Annotated in this window: 17 protein-coding genes; 1 reads left to right on the top strand and 16 read right to left on the bottom strand. The window is 56.9% G+C overall.

Annotated features, from left to right (window positions below; all coding sequences use genetic code 11):
* The first annotated feature begins 243 nt into the window (after positions 1–243).
* A complete protein-coding gene (locus tag K0B93_RS03130) occupies positions 244–1,320 on the top strand; it encodes a 3-deoxy-7-phosphoheptulonate synthase (RefSeq protein WP_219865784.1) in 1,077 nt (358 codons plus the stop codon).
* Between the two features lie 84 nt (positions 1,321–1,404).
* Here the strand turns inward: K0B93_RS03130 and cobA are convergent, their stop codons facing one another.
* The 16 genes from cobA to K0B93_RS03210 form a co-directional block, all read right to left on the bottom strand.
* Entirely contained in the window at positions 1,405–2,271 is an 867-nt protein-coding gene (gene cobA, locus K0B93_RS03135; protein WP_219865785.1) for a uroporphyrinogen-III C-methyltransferase, read from the bottom strand.
* The gene (gene serS, locus K0B93_RS03140) at positions 2,268–3,542 is read right to left on the bottom strand and encodes a serine--tRNA ligase (protein ID WP_219865786.1); all 1,275 of its coding nucleotides are present in this window, start codon (positions 3,540–3,542) and stop codon (positions 2,268–2,270) included. Before serS ends, cobA begins: the two co-directional genes overlap by 4 nt.
* Positions 3,543–3,630: 88 nt before the next feature.
* A complete protein-coding gene (locus K0B93_RS03145) occupies positions 3,631–4,968 on the bottom strand; it encodes a replication-associated recombination protein A (protein ID WP_219865787.1) in 1,338 nt (445 codons plus the stop codon).
* Complete coding sequence (gene lolA / locus K0B93_RS03150) at positions 4,968–5,627, bottom strand: outer membrane lipoprotein chaperone LolA (protein WP_228743188.1); 660 nt, start codon at positions 5,625–5,627, stop codon at positions 4,968–4,970. Before lolA ends, K0B93_RS03145 begins: the two co-directional genes overlap by 1 nt.
* Before the next feature lie 12 nt (positions 5,628–5,639).
* The gene (locus tag K0B93_RS03155; RefSeq protein WP_219865788.1) at positions 5,640–8,219 is read right to left on the bottom strand and encodes a DNA translocase FtsK; all 2,580 of its coding nucleotides are present in this window, start codon (positions 8,217–8,219) and stop codon (positions 5,640–5,642) included.
* Positions 8,220–8,225: 6 nt separating this feature from the next.
* Complete coding sequence (locus K0B93_RS03160) at positions 8,226–9,467, bottom strand: O-succinylhomoserine sulfhydrylase (RefSeq protein WP_219865789.1); 1,242 nt, start codon at positions 9,465–9,467, stop codon at positions 8,226–8,228.
* A 30-nt stretch (positions 9,468–9,497) separates the two neighbouring features.
* Positions 9,498–11,024 (bottom strand): amidophosphoribosyltransferase, encoded by a 1,527-nt coding sequence (purF, locus tag K0B93_RS03165; protein ID WP_219865790.1) that lies wholly within the window; start codon positions 11,022–11,024, stop codon positions 9,498–9,500.
* A gap of 34 nt (positions 11,025–11,058) precedes the next feature.
* Positions 11,059–11,628 (bottom strand): CvpA family protein, encoded by a 570-nt coding sequence (locus K0B93_RS03170; protein WP_219865791.1) that lies wholly within the window; start codon positions 11,626–11,628, stop codon positions 11,059–11,061.
* 92 nt (positions 11,629–11,720) lie between these two features.
* On the bottom strand, positions 11,721–12,401 hold the full coding sequence (locus K0B93_RS03175; protein ID WP_219865792.1) for an SPOR domain-containing protein: 681 nt from the start codon (positions 12,399–12,401) through the stop codon (positions 11,721–11,723).
* 140 nt (positions 12,402–12,541) lie between these two features.
* The gene (gene folC, locus K0B93_RS19370; RefSeq protein WP_219865793.1) at positions 12,542–14,566 is read right to left on the bottom strand and encodes a bifunctional tetrahydrofolate synthase/dihydrofolate synthase; all 2,025 of its coding nucleotides are present in this window, start codon (positions 14,564–14,566) and stop codon (positions 12,542–12,544) included.
* Positions 14,550–15,476 (bottom strand): acetyl-CoA carboxylase, carboxyltransferase subunit beta, encoded by a 927-nt coding sequence (gene accD / locus K0B93_RS03185; RefSeq protein ID WP_219865794.1) that lies wholly within the window; start codon positions 15,474–15,476, stop codon positions 14,550–14,552. Before accD ends, folC begins: the two co-directional genes overlap by 17 nt.
* Positions 15,477–15,520: 44 nt before the next feature.
* Complete coding sequence (trpA, locus tag K0B93_RS03190; RefSeq protein WP_219865795.1) at positions 15,521–16,333, bottom strand: tryptophan synthase subunit alpha; 813 nt, start codon at positions 16,331–16,333, stop codon at positions 15,521–15,523.
* A gap of 19 nt (positions 16,334–16,352) precedes the next feature.
* Entirely contained in the window at positions 16,353–17,561 is a 1,209-nt protein-coding gene (gene trpB, locus K0B93_RS03195) for a tryptophan synthase subunit beta (protein ID WP_267460722.1), read from the bottom strand.
* Complete coding sequence (locus tag K0B93_RS03200) at positions 17,554–18,183, bottom strand: phosphoribosylanthranilate isomerase (protein ID WP_219865797.1); 630 nt, start codon at positions 18,181–18,183, stop codon at positions 17,554–17,556. The genes trpB and K0B93_RS03200 overlap by 8 nt, the downstream gene beginning before the upstream one ends.
* On the bottom strand, positions 18,180–19,088 hold the full coding sequence (gene truA, locus K0B93_RS03205; RefSeq protein ID WP_219865798.1) for a tRNA pseudouridine(38-40) synthase TruA: 909 nt from the start codon (positions 19,086–19,088) through the stop codon (positions 18,180–18,182). The genes K0B93_RS03200 and truA overlap by 4 nt, the downstream gene beginning before the upstream one ends.
* Positions 19,089–19,193: 105 nt before the next feature.
* Complete coding sequence (locus tag K0B93_RS03210) at positions 19,194–22,469, bottom strand: FimV/HubP family polar landmark protein (RefSeq protein WP_219865799.1); 3,276 nt, start codon at positions 22,467–22,469, stop codon at positions 19,194–19,196.
* Between the last annotated feature and the right edge of the window lie 264 nt (positions 22,470–22,733).

Consider the following 22,733-nt stretch of genomic DNA (forward strand, 5'->3'; position numbering starts at 1 on the left):
CAAAAGCGATCTTTCCCGAGACCGTCCTGCGGACCGGAACATCTCGCGATTTCTGCCGGTTTTGTGACATCCAGACCCCGTACTGAAGAAGCGTTGAAAAGGCCTACCAAATGACGCAGTATAACCACCTCGCCGGGGTTAATCGCAACCGGACACCGGTGACATTCGCGTTAATCTGCAACCCCGTTGGCATTTGTTCGTCCAACCGGGAAGCAACGATCAGAATCGGGGATATAGAACAACATGTCGGGCAAAAAACTAGAGAATCTGAATGTGGCCAGCCAGGAACCACTGATCACTCCTGAAGCGCTGAAACAGGAGATGCCGCTCTCCGACAAAGCAGCCGACACCGTGGCGAATGGACGTCAGGCCATCTATGACATCATGGACGGCAAGGACCACCGCCTGTTCGTGGTGGTAGGCCCCTGTTCGATTCACGACGTGGAGGCTGCCCGTGACTACGCCCAACGCCTAAAAAAGCTTGCTGACGAAGTCAGCGACACGCTGCTGATTGTAATGCGCGTTTATTTCGAGAAACCCCGGACCACCGTGGGCTGGAAAGGGCTGATCAATGACCCGAAGCTGAACGATACATTCGATATCGAACAGGGCCTGCACATTGGCCGTCGCCTGCTCCTAGATATCAACGAACTCGGCCTGCCGGCAGCCACTGAAGCCCTGGATCCTATTTCTCCGCAATACCTGCAGGACACCATTGCCTGGTCAGCAATCGGCGCCCGTACTACCGAGTCGCAGACCCACCGCGAGATGAGCAGCGGTCTGTCTATGGCCATCGGCTTCAAGAATGGCACCGACGGCAGCCTGGACGTCGCGGTTAACGCGATGAAGTCCGTGTCTCACCCCCACAGCTTCCTCGGTATTGACCAGCAAGGCAAAGTTGCGATTATCCGGACCAAGGGAAACAATTATGGACACGCGGTTCTGCGCGGTGGTGGCGGAAAGCCCAACTATGATTCCGTAAGCGTAGCTCTTTGCGAGCAGGCACTGGAAAAAGCCAAGCTCCGGAAGTCCATCATGGTTGACTGCAGCCATGCCAATTCGAACAAGGATCCCGGGCTACAGCCGCTGGTTATGCAGGACGTGGCCCACCAGATCCTCGAAGGCAACAACTCTATCCAGAGCCTGATGGTGGAAAGCAACATTAACTGGGGCAATCAGTCCATTCCGGACAATCTGGCCGATCTGAAGTACGGCGTCTCCGTAACCGACGCGTGTATCGACTGGCCGACCACCGAAAAAGCCATTCGGGAAATGCGTGACAAACTGAAGGATGTCCTGCCAAAGCGCAAAATTGGCTGAGCACGACCGGATAGCAAAAAGGGAGCCTCAGGCTCCCTTTTTTTGTTCAGACTCAATGATGCGGTCGCCCGCCTCGCTTGCAACTCAATCCTGCGCGAGGGTTCTATCAGGCAGCCCACCTACCCAATCCAGGCGCTCCCGCAGAGCCACCACATGGCCAATAATCACCAGTGTCGGCGGCTGAACCGGCTGCGCCTCAACCCGCTCCACGATGTCGGTCAAGGTGCCGGTGATCACCAATTGCTCGGGAGTCGTTCCCTTGGAAACAAGCGCTACGGGCATATCTCGAGACATGCCATGGCTAACCAGTTGCCGGCAGATGATGGGCAGTCCCACCAGACCCATATAAAACACGAGGGTCTGGTTGTTCTGGACAAAATCCTTCCAGGGAAGGTCGCAGGTATCGTTCTTGAGATGGCCGGTCACGAAGCGTACTGACTGAGCGTAATCGCGATGGGTGAGCGGAATTCCGGAATACGCCGCACAGCCGGACGCCGCCGTAATGCCGGGGACCACCTGGAACCGGACACCGGCTGCGGCCAATGTTTCTATTTCCTCACCGCCCCTACCGAAAATAAACGGATCACCGCCCTTCAGACGCACCACTTTGCGCCCGGTCCGCGCCAGATCCACCAGGCGCTGATTAATCTGATCCTGCGGTAACACGTGATTGGCGCGCTGCTTACCGACGTGGATCTTTTCAGCGGAATCCGGAATAAGTGCCATGATCTCTGGCGAAACGAGACGATCGTAAAGCACCACCTCGGCGCAGGTAATCAGGCGCCATGCCTTTAGCGTAAGCAGTTCCGGATCACCCGGGCCCGCCCCGACAAGGGCCACCTCTCCCGCGGAGCTGTTCGGATTATCCGTGACGGGATTGGTTCGGTACCGGATTGGTGCTGGGGTTGCACCAACGCCCTTCCCTGGTGCATGTGTCGGCTGATTGGTCATTGGATTCGGTCGATGCCTCCCATGTAAGGCTTTAGTACATCCGGAACCAGAATGCTGCCGTCTTCCTGTTGATAGTTCTCCATCACGGCAATCAGGGCACGCCCCACCGCCAGACCAGACCCGTTCAGAGTGTGTACGGGCTCCGGCTTTCCGGTCTCCGGGTTACGCCACCGGGCATGCATGCGCCGTGCCTGAAAATCACGGGTGTTGGAGCAGGACGAGATCTCCCGGAATTTCTGCTGCCCCGGCAGCCAGACTTCCAGGTCGTATGTTTTGGCTGCCGAGAAGCCCATATCTCCTCCGCACAGGGTGACGACTCGGTACGGCAGTTCCAGCAACTGGAGAACCTTTTCGGCATGCCCTGTGAGTGCGTCCAGCGCGGCATCAGAATCCTCTGGCCGAACAACATGTACCAGCTCGACTTTGTCAAACTGATGCTGGCGAATCATGCCCCGGGTGTCACGGCCGTAGGACCCGGCCTCACTGCGGAAACAGGGTGTGTGGCAAACCAGTTGAAGCGGCAGCTCCTTGGCGTCCAGGATGCTGTCTGAAACAAGGTTGGTTGCCGGGACCTCTGCCGTCGGGATCAGGTAAAGGGGATTCTCTCCCTCCATCTTGAACAGATCTTCCTCGAATTTGGGCAACTGGCCTGTGCCATACAGCGTTTCCGCGTTCACCAGGTAAGGCACATAGGCTTCGGTATAGCCGTGCTCGCCGGTGTGGAGGTTCAGCATGAACTGAGCCAGCGCCCGGTGCAGACGGGCAATCGGGCCCCGCATAACCGCGAATCGGGAATGAGCCAGGCGGCTTGCGGTCTCGAAATCCAGCCCTTTGAGCCCCTCTCCCAGGGCGACATGATCCTTCGCCTCGAAACCCAGGGGCCTCGCGGTCCCCCAGGTCCGGATTTCGACATTGTCGTCTTCACTGTCACCCGCCGGGACATCCTCGTCAGGAAGGTTGGGAATGCCCGCCAGGAAATCCGAAAGCTCGTCCTGCAGGGTTCGCAACTCATCTTCCGCGGCAGATTTCTGCGCCTTCAGGCTTTCCACCTTGTCCAGCAACGGCTGGATGTCTTCACCGGCGGCTTTGGCCTTGCCAATCGACTTTGACTGTTTGTTCTGCTCGCTCTGCAGCGTCTCCGTCCGCACTTGCAGGGCGCGACGGCGTTCCTCGAGCTGCTCGAAGGTGGCGGTATCAAAGGTAAAGTTCTTGATGGCCAGCCGACGGGCGATCTCTTCAGTCTGAGTGCGGACACGTTTGGGATCGAGCATGGTTATCCTGACTATTCCGGTTAGCGATGTGTGATAAATGACTGGCCATTATACCTGCACAGAGGCCCGTGGCTACCGTGGGAAAGGCTCAGGAGTAGCGCTTTCGGGAGCTCTGGGCGTTGAGCTGATCGAGACGCTCCCGTTTTTCAGCCAGCTTGATTTCGAGCCCGCGATTCACCGGCTGGTAATAGCGGCGCTGATGTATGGATTCGGGCAGGTAGGCTTCGCCGGCGGCGAACGCATCGGGCTCATCGTGAGCGTACCGATAGGATTCACCATGGCCCATGGTTTTAAGAAGCTTGGTCGGGGCGTTACGCAAATGCACGGGCACTTCAAAATCCGGATCCTGGCGGATGTCTGACATGCATTGGTTGAACGCATTGTAGACTGCATTGCTCTTTGGGCACATGGCCAGGTAGGTAACTGCCTGGGCAAGCGCCAGCTCACCTTCCGGAGACCCCAGCCGCTCCTGTGCGTCCCAGGCGTCCATGCTGAGCTGCAGCGCCCGCGGATCGGCGTTTCCGATATCCTCGCTGGCAATCCGGACTAATCGCCGGGCAACGTACAGTGGATCACAGCCCCCATCCAGCATGCGGCAAAGCCAGTAAAGCGAACCGTCCGGATCGGATCCCCGGACCGATTTGTGAAGTGCCGAGATCTGGTCGTAGAACACGTCCCCGCCTTTGTCGAAGCGACGCAGGCTGGTTTGCATGACCTGTTCGAGTTGCTCATGGGTGACACAATCACGACCATCAGCGTCCGGTTCGGCCAAATCCGCCGCCACCTCGAGAATGTTCAGAGCTCGCCGGGCATCCCCTCCCGATGCAGCTGCCATCAGCTCAAGTACATCCGTTGGCACCGATAAACGGCCAGCGAAGCCGTCGCTTGAGGCCAGGGCCCGCTCAAGCAATCGCAGGATATCGTCGTCGTCGAGGTTTTTCAGAACGTAAACCCGGGTTCGGGACAGGAGTGCGCTGTTCAGCTCGAAAGAAGGGTTTTCCGTGGTAGCCCCCACGAAGATGAAGGTACCGTCCTCAATATGAGGCAAAAAGGCATCCTGCTGGCTTTTGTTGAAGCGATGCACTTCGTCCACGAACAGGAGCGTGTCCCGCCCTTCGGATTGCTTGCGATTGCGGGCCCGATCAACAACGGCACGGATCTCTTTCACGCCACTGAGGACCGCCGAGATGGTCTCGAAGCTGAGATCGCTGAGGGATGCAAGGAGGCGAGCGAAGGTGGTCTTACCGACACCCGGTGGCCCCCAGAGGATCATGGAATGCAACTGCCCCTGCTCAACAGCACGGCGCAGAGGCTTGCCGGGCCCCACGAGATGCAGCTGGCCGACATAATCATCAAGGCTGGCAGGCCGCATTCGCGCCGCCAGTGGGCGAAAACCGGGCTGGTCCTCAAACAGGCTATCCTGCATCAGGCTCCGTCCCGGATGATGTCGACGCCCTCCGGGTATTCCAGGGAAAAGGCGCTGTTGTCGACACTCTCGTTCAACCTGATGTTATCAAAGCTCAGAACACTGAGCTGGCCCAACGAGTCCTGCATCCGCATCTCCTGTAGCTCACCCTTGAAAAACGTGAGACGCAGGGAGAGGAACAGGGAATCCGGGCTACGGGGCTCCAGCATGAATTCACGGGTATTATCACCAATGGCCTTTCTGGAGACCCGGTAGGTTTCCTCAAGGTTATCGACCTCGCCACTGAGCAAAAGAGCCGGGGTTGTCTGGACCCGTTCGTCCAGATTATGAATGGTCACCTGCTCAAGATCTGGATCGTAGACTTCAACCGTTTCACCGTTGCTGACGATGAATTGGGAAAGCGGCGCACTGGTTTCCCAGTAAAACAACCCGGGACGTTTGGCTTTCAGAGCCCCCCGGGTTTCCTGAACCTGGTTGCCGTTTTCATTGACAACGATCTGAATGAAATCAGCCTGATAGGACTCGTAGCTCTTGAGCATGGAGGCGAGCCTGGCAGCCGCATCCCGCGACTCTGACCCGTTATCAGCCGCTTTCGCTGCCAACGCAAACAGGGTAACCACTGCGATGGCGAACATCTTCAGAAAGGGATGGTATTGCATATGATACGGCTCCTAGTCTCTGGGGGGTGGCGGGGCCAAAACTTCCCGTGCACCATTGTGCCCGGCGGCACTGACGACGCCCGAAGCTTCCATGGCATCGACGAGATTCGCCGCCCGGTTGTAGCCAATCTTGAACTTGCGCTGAACGGACGAAATCGACACCCGCCGGCCTTCGGTGACAAACGCCACTGCCTCGTCGAACAGGGCATCGCCTTCACTATCGCCACCACCCTCCGAGAGTGTCGGTACGCCGGGCAGACTTTCGCCCTCGGCACCGTTCAGAACGTCGTCCACGTAGACCGGTTCGCCACGCGCTTTCCACGCGCTGACGACGCGATGGACTTCATCGTCATCGACGAAAGCACCATGAACCCGGACCGGCAGGCCAGAGCCCGGCGGCAGGTAGAGCATGTCGCCATGCCCGAGAAGCTGTTCGGCGCCGCCCTGATCGAGAACCGTCCGGGAATCGATCTTGGACGAGACCTGGAAGGACATACGCGTGGGGATATTTGCCTTGATCAGACCGGTAATGACGTCAACAGACGGTCGCTGGGTGGCAAGCACCAGATGAATCCCCGCGGCCCTCGCCTTCTGGGCAATTCGGGCAATCAATTCTTCCACTTTCTTGCCAACGATCATCATCATGTCGGCAAATTCATCGATCACAACCACGATGAACGGCAGGGTTTCCAGTTCTGGTCGTTCCTGCTCATCATTGGCGAGATATTCATCCGGCTTCCAAAGCGGGTCCAGTAGCGGTTCGCCGGCTGCAATGGCATCCTTGACCTTGCGGTTGTATCCCGCAATGTTCCGAACGCCAAGATTGGCCATGAGCCGATAACGGCGTTCCATTTCTGCGACGCACCAGCGAAGCGCGTTAGCGGCTTCTTTCATGTCAGTGACAACGGGCGCCAGAAGATGGGGGATGCCGTCGTAAATGCTCAACTCCAGCATCTTTGGGTCGACCATGATGAAGCGGACCTCATCGGGCGTCGCCTTCAGAAGCATACTCAGCAGCATGGCGTTCACGCCGACGGACTTGCCCGACCCCGTGGTACCCGCCACCAGCAAATGGGGCATCTTGGCCAGGTTGGCCACCATCGGGTTACCACCTATGTCGTTGCCCAATGCCAGTGTCAGCGGTGACGACGAATCCTCGAACACCCGGGCGCCCAGAACTTCGCTCAGGCGGACCATTTCCCGTTCTTCATTGGGAATTTCGATCCCGACAACGGACTTACCGGGTATGACCTCGACAACCCGCACACTCAGAACCGCCAGTGAGCGTGCCAGATCCTTCGCCAGGTTCGAGATCTTACTCACCTTGACGCCGGGAGCCGGCTTGATCTCGAAACGGGTGATCACGGGCCCGGGATTGACTTCAACGACTTCCACGGAGACACCGAAATCCCCCAGCTTTTCTTCAAGCATTCGGGACATGTGTTCGAGGGATTCTTCGGAATAGCCTCTTTCTCCCTTGTGCTCTTCGGGTGGATCCAGCAGAGAAATCGGCGGGATCGGGTTTTCCAGGTCCTCCAGCAGCGAGGGCTGTTTGTCCTTGCCGTTTTTGCTGGAAAGTGGCTGCTCATCCTTCTTGAACGGCGAAATCTTCAGCGACCTTCCCGAAGGCTTGGGTGATGAATTAGCAGGCGCCGGATTGCTCTGAGACGGTTCAGGAGGCGTGTTATCGTCTGTGGAGCTGAAGCTTTCAAGCCGTACCGGCTCTGGGTCCACTGCAGCACTGAGGCCTTCCAGCCCTGGCTCTCGCCGTTCGGGCGAAGTCTTTGCCGGTTTCTTGGCCTTAGATGGACCAAAGCCGGGAATTCGATGCCACCATCGCGGCCCGTTTTTTTGCTTTTCAGCAGTTCCGGACTTTGGTGCAGGGACTCGGTCCTTTACCACCGGAGGCTCTGCCTTGGGTGATGGTGCAGGCTTTTTCCTATCCGGGTTGGGAGTGAAGAGTGCCTTGAGCGCTAGCGCGAACCTGAGCGTCGCTCCACCAATCTGGTCCATCAGCCGGAACCAGGACAATCCAGTGGTGACGGTGATCGCGAACAGAAATATGGCAATCAGCAGAAGCGTTGTCGCGGGCAGGTTGAAGAACCGGACCATGGCCTCCGATACCGCCGTTCCCAGGACCCCACCAGAGGACACACCGAGGCCGAAAACTGAATAAAGCGAAAGCAGACTGGTGGCAGACAGCAGGATCAGCAAAAAACCGCCGAACCGCATCATGAACAGCGGCCAGTGCAAATCCATGGAATCGTTCCGACGACGAATCAACATGATTGCATACCCTGCGATCATCAGCGGGAACAGGTAGGCCACCTGACCAAAGAAGTCCATGAACAGACTCGCGAGCCAGGCGCCGGTGCGGCCCGCATAGTTCTGAACGCTGGTATCGTGGCCAATACTGGCCCAGCCCGGATCAGACGGACTGAATGTAACCAGCGCCATGGAAAAGTAGATGCAGAGCGCGATCAGCGCAATCACGGCGCCTTCCCGGGCACCCTGTGCCACCAAACGGCGAAAGCGCAGCTGCTTCTCTGTCAGTTCCTGTGGTGCTTTCTTCGCTTTTGCGGATTCGGCCATGAATACTCAAACGTTTCCATTGCTTGGGTTCTGAAGTGCCTGAAAGCCACGTGCAAGATCGGTCTTCAGGTCCTCGACTGCTTCTATGCCCACCGAAATCCGGACCAGATTTTCAGTGATACCCGCAGCGTCCTTGTCTTCCGGCGACAGGCGACCGTGGGTGGTGGTGGCCGGATGGGTGATCGTGGTTTTCACGTCGCCCAGATTCGCGGTAATCGAGATCATCCGGGTGGCGTCAATGAAAGACCAGGCTTCTTGGCGCCCGCCCTTCAAACGAAACGAAAGAACACCACCAAACCCTGATTGCTGCTTCTTTGCAAGTTCGTGCTGTGGGTGACTCTGCAAACCGGCATAAAAAACCTCTTCAACCGCCGGTTGTTGTTCCAGCCACAACGCTAACTCTACCGCATTGTCGCAGTGGGCACGCATACGGATTGGTAAGGTTTCCAGCCCCTTGAGGAATACCCACGCGTTGAATGGGCTCATGGTAGGACCAGCGGAACGAAGAAAACCGTACACCTCGTCCATCAACTTTGACGGCCCGACCACAACACCGCCGACGCAACGGCCCTGGCCATCCAGATACTTGGTCGCCGAATGGATAATGATATCGGCACCATGCTCCAGGGGACGCTGCAACACCGGCGTACAGAAACAGTTGTCCACCACGAACAGGGCATCGTTGGCATGGGCCAGACTGGCCAGCGCTGCCATATCCGCAACTTCACACAGTGGGTTGGACGGCGTTTCTATAAAGAGCATACGGGTTTCCGGGCGTACCGCGGCGGCCCACTCTTCCAGGTCCGTGAGACCGACAAACGAGGTCTCGACGCCAAATTTCGCCATATATTTCTGGAACAGCACATTAGTGGTGCCAAACACGCCGCGGGAACACACCACGTGATCCCCGCTTTTCAGCAGCGCCATGCAGGTACTCAGAATGGCAGCCATCCCCGACGCCGTCGCTACGGCACGCTCGCCCCCTTCCATGGCCGCAATTCGTCCCTCGAAAGCCTGAACCGTGGGATTGGTGAACCGCGAGTAGATGTTGCCCGGTTCGTCGCCGCCGAAGCGGGCTGCCGCCTGGGCCGCGCTGCCATAGACGAAGCTCGATGTCGGGAAGATCGGATCACTGTGCTCCAGCTCCCCCGTACGCACCTGCCCTGCCCTCACCGCCAGGGTATCAACAGACATACCCTCAAGATCCGACTCCGGGATCCAGACATTTTGTTCACGGCGGAAAGTCATGAGCTACTCCTGGTATCACGCGTTGCGCGTTTAATCTTCATCATTGTACAAATCGATGATGCCGTTATCACCGGAATCTCCACCCTGCTGTTTCGACTTCTTATCGTCATTGCGGGCTTCCTCAAGCCGATTCAGGTACTCCTGATCGACGTCGCCGGTGACGTAGTTTCCGGTGAAGACCGAGCATTCCCAACCTTCAATCTCGTCGTTAACGTCGTTCACGCACGCAATCAGATCTTCCAGATCCTGATACAGCAACCAATCTGCCCCGATCAGTTCACGGATTTCTTCCACCGTCCGGTCATGGGCAATCAGTTCACTGGCCGAGGGCATGTCGATCCCGTAGACGTTGGGGTATCGGACGGGAGGCGCCGCAGAAGCGAAATACACGTTTCGTGCACCGGCATCACGGGCCATCTGAACGATTTCCTTGCAGGTGGTTCCCCGCACAATCGAATCGTCGACCAGCATCACGTTCTTGTCGCGGAACTCAAGATCAATCGGGTTCAGCTTCTGGCGGACAGATTTTTTGCGCATCTTCTGACCCGGCATAATAAAGGTTCGGCCAATGTAGCGATTCTTGATGAAGCCTTCGCGGAATTTCACACCCAGGCGGTGGGCCATCTGCATGGCCGACGTACGGCTGGTGTCGGGAATTGGCATCACCACGTCAATGTCGTGCTCCGGACGCTCGCGAAGTACCTTGTCGGCAAGGGTCTCACCCATTCGCAGGCGCGCCTTGTAGACCGACACCTTATCGATGATCGAGTCGGGCCGGGCAAAATAGACATGCTCGAAAATACACGGATACAGGTGGGGCTCTTCTGCACACTGTTCCGTGTAGAGCGTACCGTCGGTTTCGACATACACCGCTTCGCCCGGAGCAATATCACGGACCAGGGTGAACCCGGCGGCACTCAACGCGACGCTCTCTGACGCGATCATGTATTCCTTGCGCCCGTCCTCCGACTCCCGAACGCCGTAACAGGCCGGACGAATACCGTTCGGATCCCGGAAACCGACGATGCCGTAGCCGGTGATCATCGCAATTACGCCGTAGGCTCCACGGCAGCGCTTATGTACAGCCCTGACCGCCGCAAAGATCTCATCCTTGGTCGGGTCCAGCTTACCGAGCTTCTGAAGCTCATGGGCAAACACGTTCAGCAAGACTTCCGAATCAGAGTTGGTGTTTATATGACGAAGATCGGTGCGAAAAAGATCCTGGCTAAGATCATCAGCATTTGTCAGATTGCCATTGTGAGCCAGGGTGATTCCGTAAGGGCTGTTCACGTAGAACGGTTGAGCCTCGGCCGAGCTTGAACTGCCCGCAGTCGGATAGCGCACATGGCCGATACCAACATTGCCAACCAGACGACGCATATGACGGGTATGAAAAACATCCCGAACAAGACCGTTGTCCTTGCGCAGAAAAAAACGCTCATCCTGAAAGGTAACAATGCCCGCCGCGTCCTGGCCCCGGTGTTGAAGAACAGTCAATGCATCATAGAGAGACTGATTTACGTTGGAAGTGCTGACGATGCCGACAATGCCACACATGGATAGGGTTTTCTCCGAGTGTTAGATTCGAATGTTAGCTGGAGGTAGACGCTGGTTCCACGCCTTCCTGCTGTTGATTACTGCCTGGGTCACTCTGGCCATCCGAAGCCGGCCCCAGAAAACGGGCGAATTCGTCACCCAGTGTCCGTCGCGACCAGTCCTCCACAACGGCCAGCCTGCCTATCATTAACGATTCACGCCACCAGGTGTCCTGTGCCAGAGGGGTGTATCGGGTGAAGGCAATGGCAACGATCACCACCACAACCCCACGTAAAAGCCCGAATCCCATCCCCAGAACCCGATCGGTGGCTGACAGGCCGGTGGCCCGCACGAGGTGACCAATCATATTGTTGATGATAGCGCCCACGATGAGCGTGCCAAAGAAGAGTATTGCAAACGCTGCAATCAAACGGACCAGGGGCGTTTCGACTGTGCTCTCAAGGAGCGACTGCATTTGCGGGTGGAAGGTTCGGGCGAGTATGAACGCACCTACCCAGGTCACCAGCGACAAGGCCTCTTTGACGAAACCCCGTTTAAGACTGATGAGCGTGGACACTGTAATCAGGGTAATGATGACCCAGTCAATCCAGATCAGCGCTTCCATGAAGAACCCGATGGAAAAAAGGAAGCGCGAATTCTATCAGGAAACCGGCCGCCACCAAACTGCCTGGAGCCCATAAACCATCAGAAAGACGCTTATTTGTCGCCGGTTGTCACCAGGCTATTGAGACTGAACGCTTCATCAAGACTGCGCTTGGCGGCTTCTGCATCGGCTTTACTGGCGAAGGGACCACTGAAAACACGGGTCAATGTGGCATCGCCCCGCTCAACCTTCTGCAAGTGGGAGCCATACCCCTTGTCACGAACCTTGTCTCTCAGGCGGCGGGCATTGTCAGCGTTACCAAAGCTACCCAATTGAACCACCCACGCCCCTTCCAGCGAGCGGGTATATTCAGCCGACTCAGTTTCACTTTCATTTCCGGAAGCTTTGGATGGCTCGTCCGCCGGGGTCGTATTTTCGGCCACTTCATCAGCTGTTTCTTCTACTGGGTCGACTGGCTCCGGCTGACTCGACTCGGGAGGACTGTCGAAGGGGTCCTGGCTATCTTCAACGATTCGGTAATCCGGAGCATCTGCCGCGGATTCAACCTGTGCCGGGGTTTCGGATTCCGCTGCAGAGGCGGGTTCCTCGTAGGACGGAGGCATCGAAGTGTCTGCCTCCGGTGACGTCACCTCCGGGAAAGGCGGCTCCTCTGGAATCTTGATGCTGGTGGAGGTTCGCTCGGAATGCGGCTCGTCAAACAACATCGGAACAAAGATAACCGCCAGGGAAACCAGAACAAGCGCCCCGATTATTCTTTGTTTCAATCCATCCACGATTCCCGGCTCCCGTAATTTGGTGATTTACCACTTTTGGCATTAGCAGCTGATACTAACTGGCATCTTCACAGAACTCAAAGCACCACCCCAGGCTATGGACAAAGTTTAAGGCGCTCCGACGTCCCTGGCATCAGACTTCAGGGATGTGAAATTTCCTCCGCCCTCCCCGGCTGATCCCGCCCGGCAAACTTTGCCAGAATGTGAGCAATGCGCTCGCGCAGTTGTCGACGGTCAAGAATCATATCAACAGCCCCCCGCTCAAGCAGAAACTGGCTGCCCTGAAAACCATCCGGCAAACCTTCAAGTTCAACCTGCTGAATGACCTCGGGGTAGGAGGCCCCGCTTCTTGCATCCGGTTCGGCAATATTCAGATCGCCAAGCATTGCGAGGCTTGCAGACACCTCTCCATACACCAGGTCTGTTATCACTGAAATATAGGGAATCCCCTGCTGCTTCATCCGCTCGAGCACTGCAGCGGTTTTCGCCATCTGAATCAGCGCAAGAAACCCCTCCTGGACCCGGGCACCACCACTGGCAGAGAAGCATACCAGCGGGATGTGACGATCAAGAGCGACGTTTGCCGCCTGGACAAACTTTTCTCCCGCGACTTCCCCCATGGTTCCGTCCATGAAACTGTACTCGAAAGCGCAGGCAACCAGCGGCACACCAAGGGTAGCCCCCTCCATGGCAACCAGCGCATCGGCCTCACCGGAGGACTTCCGGAATCGGGACAGCTGTGCCTGGTAGAGCTCGCTGGCGTCGGACCGGAGCACATCCGTGACCTCAAGGCCCGGAGCTATCTCCCGGCGATCATCCACATCCAGAAACAGCTCAAGGCGCCGACGGGCACTGATCGGTGTCAGCCGCGTGCGAGCTTCAGCCACCGTGAAAAAGGACCCGAATATAACGATCAGATCCTGGGGCCGGGCACTGGCCTGGGCAGCCGTGATCGCCGCATCAACCGTCTCGGCCTGCCGGCATTCCGATAGCCCGGCACCTGCGGCCCTGTCACCTAACATGTCGGAGGAGAGCCCCCGGGGTACGTCCAGTCCAGCCAGCCACCATTTATCCACGACCGACTTCATGGCGTCAAAGACGCCCTCCACGTCCTTATCACCCAGCGCGGCGTAAACTGCCAAAACCCGGCGATTTGCCGATTTCAGGGCCGCCAACCGACCCGCAAGCCAGCCTGCAGCATGAGGATTGTGACCCACGTCGACAAAGACATCCGGGTTTGCCGACATCTGCTCAAACCGACCCGGCACTTTCAGGCACTCCAGCGTCCGCTCAATGACGGACACATCCATACCCGGCTCAAGAACTCGCAGTGCCACCACCGCTGCAGCGACGCTCGGAACGGGGAGCGGCCCATTGGGCAGTTTCACTTTCCAACCCTGATAATCCAGTACCAGTCTGGCCGGCACCTGCCCTTCGCCGTCTTCCGCGTCCAGCAATCGGTAATCGCGTCCGGCGAGCGCCAGATCGACCTTTTGCGCAGCTACCTGTTGGAGGACCGACCGGGGTGGATCGGAATCCGCATAGACGGCGGGTATCTTCGGCCGGAGTATTCCGGCCTTTTCAAAACCGATAACCTCGCGGTTATCGCCAAGAAAGGCGACATGGTCAATGTCCACCGAGGTTATGATTGCGATATCCGCATCAAGGACATTAACGGCATCCAGCCGCCCCCCGAGGCCTACCTCGAGCAGCCAGTCCTCGACCTCGGCTTCGGAAAACGCTACAAACGCAGCCAACGTGCCGAATTCGAAATAGGTTAACGAAATGTTTCTGCGGGCAGCTTCAACCCGCTCAAAAGCCGAGACCAACGACGCGTCGTCGATATCGGAACCGTCTAACCGGACACGCTCGTTGTAAGACTCCAGATGCGGCGAAGTATAAGCGCCGGTTCGTCGTCCGGCCGCACGAAGCAATGCCTCAAGCGACGCAACCGCACTCCCCTTTCCATTCGTACCCGCAACGGTGATGATCCGGGCAGATGGCTTACGCGGAAAAAGCCGCCGCAAAACCATAAGCACGCGGTCAAGACCAAGATCTATTTCGGTTGGATGAAGGGCTTCAAGGTAGGTAAGCCACCGGTCGACAGTGGCGCCAGTCCCCGGCGGGTGTGGGGACTGGCCAGAGATGTTACTCGATGGGGGCATCGGTTTCCGGTTTTTCCGTAACTTCAAATTCAATCGGTTCCTCGGTCTCGGGCCGCTCCTGACCCGTGAACTTCGCCAGGACGTGCGCAATGCGCTCGCGTAACTGGTGGCGATGGAGAATCATGTCGATGGCACCGTGATCAAGCAGGAACTCGCTACGCTGAAAACCTTCCGGCAGCTTTTCCCGGACGGTCTGCTCGATGACACGCGGGCCGGCGAAACCGATCAAGGCGTACGGCTCAGCAATGTTCAAATCACCAAGCATGGCCAGACTGGCCGACACACCGCCGAACACCGGATCCGTCAACACGGAGATGTAGGGGATGCCTTCCTGCTTCATACGCTCAAGCACTGCCGCCGTCTTGGACATCTGCATCAGCGATAGAATCGCTTCCTGCATCCTGGCACCGCCGCTGGCAGAGAAACAGACCAGCGGAATGCGGTGCTCGAGGGCGACATTGGCGGCCTGGACAAATTTCTCGCCCACAACCTGCCCCATAGAGCCCCCGAGGAAATTAAACTCAAATGAGCAGACAACGAGGGGTACACCCAGCGTTGTGCCTTTCATCGCCACCAGTGCGTCTTTCTCACCTGTGGACTTTTGCGCGTGGGACAATCGATCCTTGTAGCGCTTGCTGTCCTTGAATTTCAACCGGTCCCAAGGCTCCAGCTCTGTAGCAATCTCCTCCCGACCATCGGAATCGAGGAAAACATCCAGACGACGCCTGGCGCTCACCCGAAGATGGTGGTTGCACTTTGGACAAACATCGAGATTCTTCTCAAGTTCCGGCTTGTAGAGAAAGGCGCCGCACTTGGGGCATTTTTTCCACAACCCCTCGGGAACGCCAGTTCTCTGCTTGGATTCCGAGCGGATCTTGCTCGGCATGATCTTGTCCAGCCAGTTACTCATGATTTCATCCTGTCCTGTGATGCCTGTCGGCCCGGGCCCATATTTCAGGAGTCCAGGCTATCCAGCGCTTCGCGCATCGGGTGGAGCAGATCCTTCAGCGCCCGCTTCAGCTCGTCGGTATCTGCCTGATTTCTGGCTATTGTATCGACCAGAACGCTGCCAACAATTACACCATCGGATACCTGACCCACCGCTGCAGCCGTTTTTGCGTCACGAATACCGAAACCCACACCTACTGGGAGAGCTGTGAGCTCATGAATATGGGCCACCTTGGTAGCCACTTCCTCCACGTTGATCTTGCCGGCCCCGGTGACTCCCTTGAATGAAACATAGTACACATAGCCGGAGGAGTGCTCGCTGATTGCGCGAATCCGTTCATCTGTTGTGGTCGGCGCCAGCAGAAAGATGGCGTCCAGTTTGCGCTCAGTGAACAGAGGCGCAACATCGTCCGCCTCTTCCGGGGGCAGGTCGACGGTCAGTATTCCATCAACGCCCGCATCGACAGCCGCATCGGCAAAAGCTTCGTACCCCATTGCCTCCATCGGGTTGAGGTAGCCCATCAAAACCACCGGGGTTTCGATGTCTTTGGTCCGAAATTCCTTGACCATAGCTAACACCTGACGCAAGGACGTGCCGTGCTTGAGGGCTCGCTCACAGGCCAGCTGAATGACCGGCCCATCGGCCATGGGGTCAGAGAACGGCACGCCCAGTTCAATAATGTCGGCACCTGCTTCCACCAGCGTGTGCATCAGATCCACAGTCACATCGGGATGGGGGTCTCCGGCAGTGATGTAGGGAATAAGTGCCTTGCGACCTTGTCCTTTGAGGGTTTTCAGGACCCCTTCAATTCGGCTCATGCCTGCTCCTGTTGATTCTTCAGATCTCGATGCCTTCTAACTTGGCAACCGTGTTAATGTCTTTATCACCCCGGCCGGATACGTTGATCACGACGGTTTGATCCTTGTCCATGGTTGCAGCGAGCTTGATGGCGTAAGCCACGGCATGAGCTGTCTCCAGGGCGGGCATTATGCCTTCGACCCGAGTGAGCTTGCGGAAACCTTCCATGGCTTCATCATCGGTCACGGATACATAATTCGCCCGGCCAATATCCTTCAACCAACTGTGCTCAGGACCTACCCCCGGATAATCCAGACCAGCGCTGACCGAATGGGTGCCGGCAATCTGGCCGTTCTCATCTTCCATAAGATAGGTGCGATTGCCGTGGAGTACCCCTGGACGACCGGCACACAGGGGCGCGGCGTGTTTGCCGGTTTCAATACCGAGACCACCCGCCTCGACACCGTAGAGCTGAACGGATTCGTCGGCGAGGAATGGATAGAACATGCCAATGGCGTTCGAGCCGCCACCAACGCAGGCAACCAGTGCATCGGGTAACTTGCCGGTTTTCTCCAACGCTTGACGGCGGGTCTCGCGACCAATTACAGACTGGAAATCCCTCACCAGCATGGGATAGGGGTGTGGCCCCGCAACTGTTCCGATGATATAGAACGTTTCATCGACATAGGAGACCCAGTCACGCATGGCATCATTCATTGCGTCCTTAAGCGTTCGGCTACCACTCTCGACCGCGTGGACCTCGGCGCCTAGCAGCTTCATGCGAAAAACATTCAGGGACTGGCGCTGAACATCTTCGGCGCCCATGAAAACATGACACTCCAGACCTAGCCGGGCACAGACTGTCGCTGTCGCAACGCCATGCTGACCTGCCCCGGTTTCAGCGATAATCCGTTTCTTCCCCAAAAAACTGGCCAGCAGTGCCTGACCAACGGTGTTGTTTACCTTATGGGCACCGGTATGACAGAGATCTTCCCGTTTCAGCCAGATTTGCGCACCGCCTGTTTCGCGGGTAAGCCTTTCAGCGAAATACAGGGGGGTGGGTCGGCCTACATAATCGGCCAGCTCTTTGTCGAACCGCGCCTGAAACTCAGGATCGTGCTTGAGCTCGTTGTATTGCTTCTCGAGCGTCATGAGCGAATCCATCAGCGTCTCGGAAACGAAACGTCCGCCAAAGGCCCCGAAGTGCCCCCTCGCATCCGGCAGTGCTTTCAGCATTTCTTCAGTCAGTTTTACAGACACGGTGAACCTCTTTAATGAAATCGGAAATTTTTTCGATGTCCTTGATGCCTTTACTTTGCTCAACACCGCCGCTGACGTCCACGGCCCAGGGTTTCACCTGCTCGACCGCGCGGGATACGTTATCAGAAGACAACCCACCGGCCAATATGAGCGGCATAGGCCGATCAGAAGGGATGAGATCCCAGTTGAATGACTGCCCCGTTCCGCCGAACCGATCAGGATCCCAGGCATCCACCAGCAGCCCGGAAGCCTGGCTATAGTCTGTGAAGGCCGCCTGTATCTCCCGTCCCTGCCGGACCCGAATGGCCTTGATCCAGCGCCGTCCGAATTGCGCACAGAACTCAGCACTTTCGTCGCCATGGAATTGCAGCAAATCCAGAGGAACCCGATCCAACACCTCCCGGACCTCATCCTTTGTCGGATTCACAAACAGGCCAACGACCGAAACGAAGGCGGGAACGTGGCGCGCCAACTCCGCAGCCTGAACGATACTGACCGACCTTGGACTCGGCTCATAGAAGACAAGTCCCAACGCATCGGCGCCAGCTTTGACCGCCGCCTCGATGTCTTCGACACGTGTCAGTCCGCAGATTTTGACTCGCACGCTCATGGCTTCTGTACCGATAGCTTCGGATGTATGTGGGTTGGAGGAATCGGATGGTTTTCCTCCTCACTGTACCAGGGCCTTAGGAAACCGGGCCCGCATTCAGCCTGGGGTATCCCATACCGCTCCGGGTAACCGACATCCACGAGATAAAGGCCATGCGGTGGTGCCGTCACGCCAGCAAGTTTCCTGTCCCGCTGTTCGAGTATCTCACGAATCCAGTTAACTGGCTGCTGCCCTGATCCTACTGCCATCAAAGCTCCGGCTATATTTCGAACCATATGGTGTAAAAAGGCATTCGCCTGGATGTCTATTACGACGAACTCTCCCTTACGGGTTACTGTCACCTGCTCCATAAAACGGATCGGGGAACGGGACTGGCATCCGGCTGCCCGAAAAGCTGAAAAATCATGCTCGCCCAACAGTGCCTGCGCTGCCTCATGCATGCATCCGGCATCCAAAGGCTTAAACGTCCAGCTGACCTGCCCCCGCTGAATTCCAGGCCGCACGGGATGATTATAGATCACGTACCGGTAGCGCCGGTAAACGGCAGAAAAACGAGCATGGAAGTCGCCCGGGGCATTGCCCGCCCAGTGAACGGCAATATCGCCTGGTAGTGCCGTATTTATCCCCATTACCCAGGATCGGAGACTCCTGGTGGATGAAGTTTCAAAGTGGGCAATCTGATAACTGGAGTGTACGCCGGCATCCGTCCGTCCTGCACAGACCAGGTCAACGGGATGGTTTGCAACTTTCGAGACCGCCGCCGTCAGGTCTGACTCGACGGAGCGAACGCCGGACTTCTGAAGTTGCCAGCCGTGAAAATCACGGCCGTCGTATTCGAAAGCAAGGGCAACGCGACCATCGCCTATGTCAATTTCGGTGGTAAGCTGTTGAGGTTCGAGAAACAAACGCCTATCCGGAATGAATGATACTGAAAAAAACAAAGCGCCGGCTTGTGTCGAAATGGATTCGACGGCCGGCGCTTTCCGCCTGATCAACGCGATTATAACGAATCAGGACAGATTTTTAAGAAGATCCTGCGCTTCCGCTTTCTGATCCTCATCTCCTTCCAGTGCAACTTCCTCGAGTATATCCCGGGCGCCGTCACTGTCTCCCATCTCGATATAGGCACGGGCGAGGTCAAGCTTCGTTGCAGCTTCGTCAGTTCCTGCAAGGAAGTCGAAATCGTCATCGTCGCCAAGCTCGTTTTCGTCGATCTCGACGGTGCCAGATCTGTTCACATCCTCACCAATTTCGTCTGACGCTACGGGCAACTGCTCTTCGATCTCGGAACTACCTTCGGAAGCCTCGTCATCCTGCTCTGCCAGTTCATCCAGAGAACCAAGGTCCTCCAGCTCTTCAGTGCCGGCCACTTCTTCTTCCGGGCTGGCAGCCGCGCTTTCACCGAGGACATCACCCTCACCAAGAGTATCCTCAAGGTTTAGCTCTTCATCCAGAGCGGGAGCCTCGCCCTCGTCGGCACTGGCTGAATCGGCGGAATCGGAGAACTCCTCCATCAAGGCGAGGTCTTCATCGGAGACATCCAGCTCGAGATCATCCAGAGACGACTCCTCCATCTCATCCCCGCCCAGCTCGTCTTCTTCGCCGGCAACCTTATCCAACTCGGCATCCAGCTCATCCAGGAAGGATTCGTCCAGAGAGTCAGTGTCGCTGTCGGCTGAATCGTCAGCGACCTCTGCGGAACGTTTTTCTCCAGATGCGTTGGCGCCAGACTCATCTTCAACAGCGCTGTCCAGTTCGAGACCTAGGTCGTCGGACCAGTCAGTGTCATCGATTTCACTTTCGGCCTGATCGCTGAGATCCATCTCAAACGAAGAATAATCGGTTTTGCCTTCAGTGCCAGATTCCTGGCCTTCAACCGCGTTTTCCTCTTCGGATTCCAGAGACAGACCGGACAGGTCATACTCAATTGAATCGTCACTGTTCTCTTGCTCTGAGGCTTCCTGAGACTCCGTTGTCCCGGCGTCCGCAGAGTCCTCTTTCGACTCAAGCTCGTTCAGATCAAAGTCCGCAAAATCCGTGTCCAGCTCACCGAATTCATTTTCAACCTGTTCCTCTTTCCCGGCGTCATACTGGTCCGCAAGCAACTCGTCCGAGAGCTGGGAATCATTTTCTGTTCCCAAACCGGGGACGCTTTCCGCAGTTTCAGCCTGTGAGCCTCCGAATGAATCTGAGCGAAGCTGGGACTCAAGGTCATCGATACTGGGCATCGATTCCGCTTCGTCCAACTGAGCGCGCAGTTCGTTGGCCGAAGCCAAGGCCTGATCGTCATCCAGTGCCTCAATTTCACCAAACTGCTTCTCAAACGACTCACGGTCCTGATTGTCGGCATAGACACCCAGCAGCTTCAGTCGAAGGTCCTTCCGGCTTGGCTCCCTCGAAATGGCCGCCTCCAGAGTCTGGGCAGCCTGATCATAGCGTCCATAGGCAATGTAGGAGTCCGCTTCTGCCAGTGCTTCATCACTGGCACCGTGATCCGCGTCCTCTTCGTCCAGACTCAACTCGAAGGAGTCCGATTCATCACCGGATTCACTGTTCAGCTGCTCATAAAACGCCTTTTCGCGGTTGGCATTCCGACGCGCCAACGACAGGAGAAGAAGGAGCAGGAGGATAAGACCTCCGCCCAGCGCAACCTGATAGAGCAAGTTGCCGGTAATGGCATCAATGATGTTGCCCGGAAATCCTTTTTCCGCGACTGGCGGTTGCGCCGAAGGTTTGGGTTCCTGACTTGCCGACTGCTCAGCTTCGGGCGATACGACTGTTTCTTCTGGCTCAGTTACCTCGGCACCAGCACCAGCACCCGCATCAGCTTCGTCAACCTCTTCCATGGCCGCTTCATCAGCGCCACTCTCGGATTCCTCAGCAGAGCCTTCCGCCATTTGGTCGGCAGCATCGCCATTAGCAGCCGCTCCCGACTCCTCTTCTGCCTGCCCAGCTTCGTCGGACTCTGCGGCCACGCCTTCTTCATCCATGGCAGTCGCGTCAGCATCCGGGCTTTCGACACCGACAGTGCCTTCTGTCTCGTCGACTTCACCGGGAGCCGCTTCATCAGGCGCCGCTACTGCCGGGTCGGAGCCTTCAGCACCCTCTTCATTCGCTTCGCCCTCAACAGGGGCTGTCGCGTCAGCGGAAACCTCTTCGGATTCACCCGTCATCTGCTGCATATCTGCCAACTGACTGTTTTTCAGCTCAAGCAGTCGCTGCAGCGTTTGTACCTGATCCTGCAGATCGTTAACGCGACTATTCAACTCATCGTTCTCACGACGCGCGCTTTCCAGCTCCTCCATTGCAACTGCGGTACCCGCGTCGACTCCGCCCGGAAGTTCTCCATCACCACCCGCGGAGCCACCGTCACTGGATTCCGTGCTTTCATTATCCGCAACAAGCAGTTTCAGCTCATCGCCGCCGGCGGATGCCTGTGTGGATGCTGGTTGGGCTTGCTGGCTGTCAGTCGCATCAACCGTGCGCTGCGGAGACTGGAATTCCTCATTCTGCTGCCTGACAACCTGTGTGGCTTCTGCCCTGGTCCGGGACTGGATCTGATCAAGCGTGGGTACCCGAAGTACCTCGCCCCGTTTGAGGCGGTTGATATTCTCCCCCATGAAGGCATCAGGATTAAGATCCTGAATGGCAAGCATGACCTGCTGGGTGGTCACACTGTTGTTCGGACGAACACTGGAGGCAATGGTCCAAAGGGTATCTGACGCACCAGTCGGGCCGAAGGTGTTGCCCTGGTACCCTCGCCCCAACGACTGCTCCGCCTGCGCCTGACGACGAACAGACTCGGCACTGCGACTGGTAGACGGCTGGCTGGCTCCGGAGGTGACCGCTGGCGCACTCACCCGTTCCTCGACACCGGAGTCCTCCGCGTAGACAGGAGGATCGACCAGAACAGCATACTCCCGCATCAACCGTCCATTCGGCCAGGTCAGCTCGAGCAGAAAGTTCAGATACGGTTCACGCAAGGGCTCCCGTGAAGATACGTTGACTGCCAGGGACCCGTCGCTCTGGGTAATAACCTGGAACCTGAGTTTACTCAGAAACTGGTTGCGGCTAAGTCCGACTGTTTCATAGGCAGATTCGGGGGCTATATTCACGAATACATCGCCCGGATCCACACCTCGGCTCTGGGGCAGATTGATCTCTGCGTCCAAAGGCTCGTTCAGATAGGACTGAAGTTCAATTTCTCCCAGCCCCAGGGCTTGTGCAACGCTGGATCCGAGCCCTCCCGCCAGAGCCAGGGCAACCGCAAGCTTGCGTACCTTCATGCTTTTTCCTTTCCAGTCTCCGTTATTCGTTACTGCTTTATAAAAACAGAATCGGACGAGGTTGGATGACTTCCGTCTGGATCGTTCTAGTTATAGTGTCGTTCTATTGACGCTTGGTGCGGCAAGTATTGTTGATAATACCTATTTTATCAATCAATCAGCCGCAATCCTTGTACCATTTTTTTATCAATCGAGCGGAACTCCCTAGCGCTCTTGAAAATAACAGGGGCGAAGGCCGAAATCAGCCTTCGCCCCCAACCGGTT

The sequence above is a fragment of the Marinobacter sp. F4218 genome, assembly GCF_019443085.1.
GTDB lineage: Bacteria > Pseudomonadota > Gammaproteobacteria > Pseudomonadales > Oleiphilaceae > Marinobacter > Marinobacter albus.